Annotated in this window: 6 protein-coding genes, 1 other RNA gene and 1 pseudogene (1 of these 8 only partly in view); 7 read left to right on the forward strand and 1 reads right to left on the reverse strand. The window is 59.4% G+C overall.

The window, feature by feature from the left end; genetic code table 11:
- Window positions 1-327: a transfer-messenger RNA gene (ssrA, locus tag AXF19_RS06140) on the reverse strand (it extends 105 nt beyond the left edge of the window).
- A 25-nt stretch (window positions 328-352) separates the two neighbouring features.
- Here ssrA and AXF19_RS15260 point away from each other — a divergent pair.
- From AXF19_RS15260 to AXF19_RS06170, 7 genes and pseudogenes are all read left to right on the forward strand, one after another.
- A pseudogene (locus AXF19_RS15260) lies at window positions 353-499 on the forward strand (ABC transporter substrate-binding protein); the annotation flags it as partial.
- 126 nt (window positions 500-625) lie between these two features.
- Window positions 626-1,450, forward strand: coding sequence for a UDP-3-O-acyl-N-acetylglucosamine deacetylase (gene lpxC / locus AXF19_RS06145; protein WP_084784782.1), 825 nt, complete (start codon window positions 626-628; stop codon window positions 1,448-1,450).
- Window position 1,451: 1 nt separating this feature from the next.
- On the forward strand, window positions 1,452-1,892 hold the full coding sequence (gene fabZ, locus AXF19_RS06150; protein ID WP_066846466.1) for a 3-hydroxyacyl-ACP dehydratase FabZ: 441 nt from the start codon (window positions 1,452-1,454) through the stop codon (window positions 1,890-1,892).
- A gap of 169 nt (window positions 1,893-2,061) precedes the next feature.
- Complete coding sequence (lpxA, locus tag AXF19_RS06155; RefSeq protein WP_066846477.1) at window positions 2,062-2,874, forward strand: acyl-ACP--UDP-N-acetylglucosamine O-acyltransferase; 813 nt, start codon at window positions 2,062-2,064, stop codon at window positions 2,872-2,874.
- Between the two features lie 9 nt (window positions 2,875-2,883).
- The gene (locus AXF19_RS06160; protein WP_066846480.1) at window positions 2,884-3,687 is read left to right on the forward strand and encodes an LpxI family protein; all 804 of its coding nucleotides are present in this window, start codon (window positions 2,884-2,886) and stop codon (window positions 3,685-3,687) included.
- Window positions 3,688-3,879: 192 nt separating this feature from the next.
- The gene (lpxB, locus tag AXF19_RS06165) at window positions 3,880-5,019 is read left to right on the forward strand and encodes a lipid-A-disaccharide synthase (RefSeq protein ID WP_066846482.1); all 1,140 of its coding nucleotides are present in this window, start codon (window positions 3,880-3,882) and stop codon (window positions 5,017-5,019) included.
- A 215-nt stretch (window positions 5,020-5,234) separates the two neighbouring features.
- Window positions 5,235-6,626 (forward strand): ABC transporter ATP-binding protein (locus tag AXF19_RS06170; RefSeq protein ID WP_237141718.1); only part of this gene is annotated, 1,392 nt, incomplete at its 3' end.

Genomic DNA, 6,626 nt, shown 5'->3' on the forward strand with positions numbered 1-6,626 from the left:
CCTGTCCGAAGATAATACTACATGGATTTCTCCGAGCGCAGTCTGTGTTTTGTTTTAGGCACCCCGTCCCCCGCAGACAGGGTACGATGCGCCGATCACGATGAGGTTCCCGTGAGAGTTATCGTGCGATGGCTCTCAGGTATCCCGCAGTTGACCCCTGTATCCCTCCGTGCGGGAGGCAGATGGAAAGGGGCTGGCTTAAGCCGCCAGAGCGTAGTCTTCGTTTGCTTTTATGTTTAAATAAAAGTTTCACCTTACTAACGGGTTGATGACCCCCCGGCTCGCTGTCCACATACTACCCATCCCCGTCGAGACCATTACATCCCCGATAATGGGAGGAATCGCTGATAAAATGAAGTCGGTCAGATTGGTGCAGATTTTTTATCCTGTCAAGGAAACAAACCGGACGCATAGCAAGAGCTATGTGGAGGATTTGTTGACAAAGACAGGAGGAAAAAGATGTGCCAAGATGTCCGTGCTGAATTTATCAGTGCTTCCGAGAGCATATGCGCTTGCCATTATCATAGCAGAAGGAAGACAATCTGTCAAATCCCTTGCAAGTTCGAAAAAATTTTAGTATCATGTAAATGGATTAGACTGTGTCAGTGTCCTGGGAGGATATGACTTGCAAAAAGAGAGAACGCTGGCTGCGCGTGTGGTCTACGATGGAATCGGGCTGCACTCGGGCAAGCCGGTACATATGGAACTCGCTCCCGCAGCGCCGGGGACGGGGATTGTGTTCGCGCGCTCCGACCTGCCCGAGGCTGTGCCCGTTCCTGCAACGGCGGCGCATGTGACGGCGACGCTACGCGCAACGACGATCGGCGCGGGGACGCTGAAATTCTTTACGATCGAGCATCTGATGAGCGCCCTGCACGTGCACGGCGTGGATAACTGCCTCGTTCTGCTCGATGCGGAGGAGCCGCCCGTGGTGGATGGCAGTGCACGCACCTTCTTCCGCCTGATTGCGGAGGCGGGCACGGTGGAGCAGGATGCAGAGCGGCGGGTGACGGTGATTGACCGCATCTATCGCGTGGATGACGGCAGTCACTTCATCATGGCGCTGCCCTACGACGGGCTGCGCGTCTCGTTCACGTCGCTGAACGATCACCCGCTGATCGGCGTACAGTATTACGATCTCGAGGTTACGCCCGAGGTGTATGAGAAGGAGATCGCACCTGCGCGGACGATTGCCTATGAGAAGGAGGTCGCGGCGCTGCAGGCGAACGGCCTCGGACTCGGCGGCTCGCTCGAGACGGTGATTGTCTACAACGATGAGGGGTGGATGAATCCGCTGAACTTCCCGAACGAGCTCGTGCGGCACAAGATTCTCGATGTGCTTGGGGATCTGCGTCTGGCGGGCATGATTCGCGGTCATATCATAGCGGTTGCGTCGGGGCACGCACTCAATACGGCGCTGGCGAAACAGATTGCAGAGGAGAGGGAATAGCATGACTTTGGACATCAATGAAATTCAGCAGATTCTGCCGCATCGCCCGCCGATGTTGCTCGTGGATCGGATCACGGACTTGGTGCCGTTCAAATCGGCGACGGGGATCAAGTGTGTGACGATGAACGAGCCGTTCTTCCTCGGGCATTTCCCGGGGCATCCGATCATGCCCGGCGTCCTTCTCCTCGAGGGGATGGCGCAGGTGGGCGGCGTCACCATGCTTTACCCCGAGGAACATCGCGGTAAGATTGCGCTTTTCGGCGGGATGGAGAATGTGAAGTTCAAGCGCCCCGTTGTGCCCGGCGATGTCGTCGTGACGAAGGCGGAGCTCGTGCGCGTGCGCGGTGTCTTCGGTGTGCTGCACGCGGATGCCTATGTCGCGAATGAGCTCGTTGCCTCGGCAGATTTCAAATTTGCACTGAAAAACGGGGATGAGCTCTAAAAACTGAGCTATAAATGCAGGAAAACCGGACATAATCCACCGATAAAAGGGATTATTCGGCGAATGCGGATGATTTTCCGAGGTGAATCTACAGCCTTCCTGCCGGATGATAAGAGAGAGTGGAAAATGTCTGCCCTAAAGTCATTTGGGGCTGAAGGAGTTGAAATAGATGACAGGCAGCAGCAAGGTTCTTGCATATATCCATGAGACTGCCGTCGTTGCGCCGACAGCGCGCATTGGACGGAACGTGGAGATCGGGCCCTATGCGGTCATCTCGGATCATGTCCAGATTGGCGAGGGGACGAAGATCGGCCCGCACGTTGTGATCAAGGAGTGGACACAGATCGGCCGTGACTGCCATATATTCCAGGGCGCATCCATCGGTGAGGTGCCGCAGGATCTGAAGTTCAAGGGCGAGAAGAGCTATACGTTCATCGGTGACCGCACGACGATCCGCGAGTGCGCGACCGTGCACCGCGCGACGGGCGAGGGCGAGGAGACGCGCATCGGCGACGATTGCCTGCTCATGGCATATACACATATCGCGCATAACTGCATACTCGGCAACCGCATCATCATGAGCAACGCGGCTATGCTCGCGGGGCACGCCATTGTCGAGGACGGCGTTGTGATCGGCGGCATGGCAGGCGTCCATCAGTTTGTGAAGATCGGGCGCAACGCGATGATCGGCGGTACGTCGAAGCTCGTGCAGGATGTCGTGCCGTTCACGATGGTGGACGGGCATCCCGCGCGCGCCGTAGGTCTGAACAGCGTCGGCATTTCGCGTGCGGGCATTCCCATCGACGTGCGCCGCCGCATCAAACAGGCATATAAGATTCTCTACCGTTCGGGGCTGAACCTCACGCAGGCGATTGCGGTCATCGAGCAGGAGGTGGACTCCTGCGAGGAGATCGACCATCTGCTGCGCTTCCTCCGCAATGCGGAGCGCGGAATCTGTCGCGAACGTCACGAGGATGAGTGAGGGATAATAATGGAAAAACTGGGTCTGCTCGCGGGTGTTGGACATCTGCCCGCCGCGTGCGCGCGTGCGGCGCGTGCGCTCGGCTACGAGGTACACGTGATTGCACTCTTGCCGGACTGCGATCCTGAGCTGAAGGATGCGGCGTCGGTCTACCGTGAGATCAGCATCGGCTCGATTGCCTCAATTCTTGCGTATTTGCAGCAGGAAGAGATCAAGAAGGTCACGATGATTGGCAAGGTGACGAAGGAACTGCTCTTTACGGGTCAGATCCAGCCCGACGAGATGCTGCGCGGGATGCTCATGCAACTGCCAAATCAGAATGACGATACAATCATGATGATGTTCGTCGGCGCTCTGATGAAGGTCGGCGTGACCCCGCTCGATCAGACGGCACTCATCCGTCCGCTGATGCCTTCGGTTGGTGTGCTGACGAGCCGCGCACCGAGCGATGCCGAGCGTGCGGATATGGAGTATGGCCTCCAAATGGCGCGCGAGATCGGTCGTCTCGATGTCGGGCAGACCGCCGTTGTAAAGAATCGTGCGGTCATGGCGCTCGAGGCAATCGAGGGGACGGATGCGTGCATCCGTCGCGGCGGTCAGCTTGCGGGTAGCGGTGCGGTTGTTGCAAAGGCGGCAAAGCCGCAGCAGGACAGCCGCTTTGACGTGCCTGCGGTCGGACTTGATACGATCGAGTCGCTGGTCGCGGCAAAGGCGGCGGCACTCGTGATCGAGGCGGACAGGACTCTCTTCATTGACAAGGAGCGCGCAGTTGCGCTTGCCGAGGCAAACGGCATTACGATTGCTGCGATGTAGTAGAAGGAATATGGGTGCCCCTTCCACCGCTGCGCGGTCCCCCTCCCCCGTTTCGACGGGGGAGGCTTTGGGAGACGGTAATCTAGCTTCCCCCGTCGCGACGGGGGAAGTGGCGAGCGTAGCAAGCCGATAGGGGCGCCTCTTGCGAATGTTGATGTCTTTCACATAGCATAGATAGGGAGGTCTGCCCACTTGAAAATCATGCTTTCGGCGGGGGAGACCTCGGGCGATCTCCACGGGGCGGCGCTCGCGCGTGAACTGCGTGCGCTCGACCCCGCCGTCTCCCTGATTGGGTTTGGCGGTGCGGAGATGGCGGCGGCGGGCGTCGTCCTCCGTCAGAACTATACAGACTACAACGTCATGGGGATCTCGGCGGTTCTCTTGAATCTCCGACGCATCTTCGCCCTCCTCGACGACCTCACGCGGCTCATGGAGGAGGAGCGGCCGGATGTCCTCGTCATCATCGACTATCCGGACTTTAATTGGCGGCTCGCGGCGCGGGCGAAAGAGCGGGGCATCCCCGTTTTTTCTTATATTCCGCCCTCTGCGTGGGCGTGGCGCAAGGGACGTGCAAAGTCCTGCGCCAGGGTTGCGGACGAGATCGTTGCAATCTTCCCGCACGAATTGCCGCCGTACGAGGCGGCGGGCGCGAACATCTCCTTCGTCGGCAATCCGCTCATCGACACAGTGCACGCGGAGATGACAGAGGAGGCGGCGCGCCGTCACTTCGGCATCGGTGCGGACGATGTGCCGATCCTCCTTATGCCGGGCAGCCGCCGTGAGGAGATCGAGCGGCTGCTCCCGCCGATGCTTGGCGCGGCGGAGATTCTTGCGGCGCAGGATGGCGCGCGTCGTTTCTTCCTGCCCGTGGCGGGCGGGGTGGATGTGGCGCAGATACAGCGACATCTTGCGGCCTCCTCCGTGGAGGTGACGCTTACCCATGACGCGCGCTACGCGCTCATGGGGATTGCGCGTGCGGCGATTGCGGCATCGGGGACGGTCGTTATGGAGGCGGCGATCATGGGGCTGCCCGCCGTCGTCCTCTATCGGATGTCCGCGCTCTCCTATCTCGTCGGGCGGCTGCTCGTCGATGTGCCGCGCTTCTCCCTGCCGAACATCCTGCTCGGAGAGACGTTCGAGACCGAACTCTTGCAGGATGAGGTGCAGCCTGAGCGCATTGCGGCGGCGATGGAGGAGATCATTGCGGACGGTGCGCCGCGCGACTATGTGACGGAGTGCCTTGCACGCGCGGTTGCCCTGCTCGGCGAACCACACGCTGCACGTCGCGTAGCGGAGAAGATTCTTGCACTTGCGAGAACTTCTGAAACGTGAATTTGATTAGTGTGCGGAAAGGAGCTGCGCTCTGAGCGCCCCTATCGGCTCACTTCGTTCGCCACTTCCCCCGCTCTAGCGGGGGAAGCTAATATGCCGTAACGCAAAGCCTCCCCCGCCAGAGCGGGGGAGGGGGACCGCGTACGCGGTGGAAGGGGCGCTTTGAGCGTCTGCTGACAGGACTTCCCCTTATTTATCCTTTGCGTAGGAGAACTATGAAGAATTACACAAGACTGCTTGCCTATATGCGCCCGTACGTGAAGAAATTCGGACTCGCGATCGTGTGCATCATCCTCGCCTCAGCGGCGAACCTCTACGTCCCGTGGATCATCAAGGACATGATCGACGACGTGCTTGCCGACAAGAACATGGCGCTTCTGAACGCCATCTGCATCGGCATCGTCGTCATCTTTTTCCTGCGCGGGATTTTTTATTTTGGGCAGTCCTACCTCGTCTCCTACATCGGGCAGAAGGTCATCATCGACGTCCGCGAGGTCATGTTCCGCAAATTCCAGCGCATGCCGCTCGCGTACTATGACCGCCACCAGACGGGCGAGATCATGAGCTACGTCACAAACGATGTCGCCGCAATTCAGTCTGCGCTCGTGGACAACCTCATCGACATGGTGACGGAGGGGTGCATCCTCATCGGTTCGCTTGCCCTCATGTTCTATCTCGACTGGAAGCTCTCTCTCCTGACCCTCGTCGTCATTCCGATGGTCGGGCAGGCGATGAAGATCTTCGGGCGCAAGATCAAGCAGTCGAGTACGGTCATTCAGCAGCGCCTTGCCGAGATCACGGCGCTGCTTCAGGAGAGCTTCTCTGCGACGCGCGTCGTGAAATCCTTTGTGCGCGAGGACTATGAGATCGACCGTTTCGTGCACAGCAATCAGCGCAATTTCGAGGCGGTGATGAAGAACGTCCAGCAGACGAGCATGCTGACGCCGACTGTGGAATTCCTCGCGGCAATCGCCGTCACCTTCATCGTCTGGTTCGGCGGCTATGAGGTCGTCAACGGCGATATCACGGCGGGCGCGTTCGTTGCGTTCCTCACCTATGCCGTCAACCTCGCAAATCCTGTCAAGCGCCTCTCGCGCATCTACGGCAACCTCCAAAAGGCAATGGCTGCGGTCGACCGCGTTTTTTCGATTGTCGATCTCGAGGAGAGCATTACGGATCGCCCGAATGCGCAGCCGCTCCCGCCCGTGGAGGGGCGCGTGCGCTTCGATAACGTGAAATTCTCCTACAAGGAGGGGCGTCCTGCGCTCGACGGCGTGAGCCTCGAGGCGGCACCGGGCGAGATGATTGCCTTTGTCGGCCCCTCGGGTGCGGGCAAGTCGACGATTGCAAACCTCATTCCGCGTTTCTACGAGGTGGACAGCGGCACAATCACCGTGGACGGACACGACATCCGCGACGTGACGCTCGCATCCCTGCGCGGGCAGATCGGTCTCGTGCCGCAGGAGACGATGCTCTTCTCGACGACAATCCGTGAGAACATCCGCTACGGGCGGCTCGACGCGACGGATGAGGAGATCGAGCAGGCGGCACGCGCGGCGAACGCCCACAACTTCATCATGGAGCTCGAGCACGGCTACGACACGCAG

The organism is Selenomonas sp. oral taxon 126, assembly GCF_001683335.1.
Classification (GTDB): domain Bacteria; phylum Bacillota; class Negativicutes; order Selenomonadales; family Selenomonadaceae; genus Centipeda.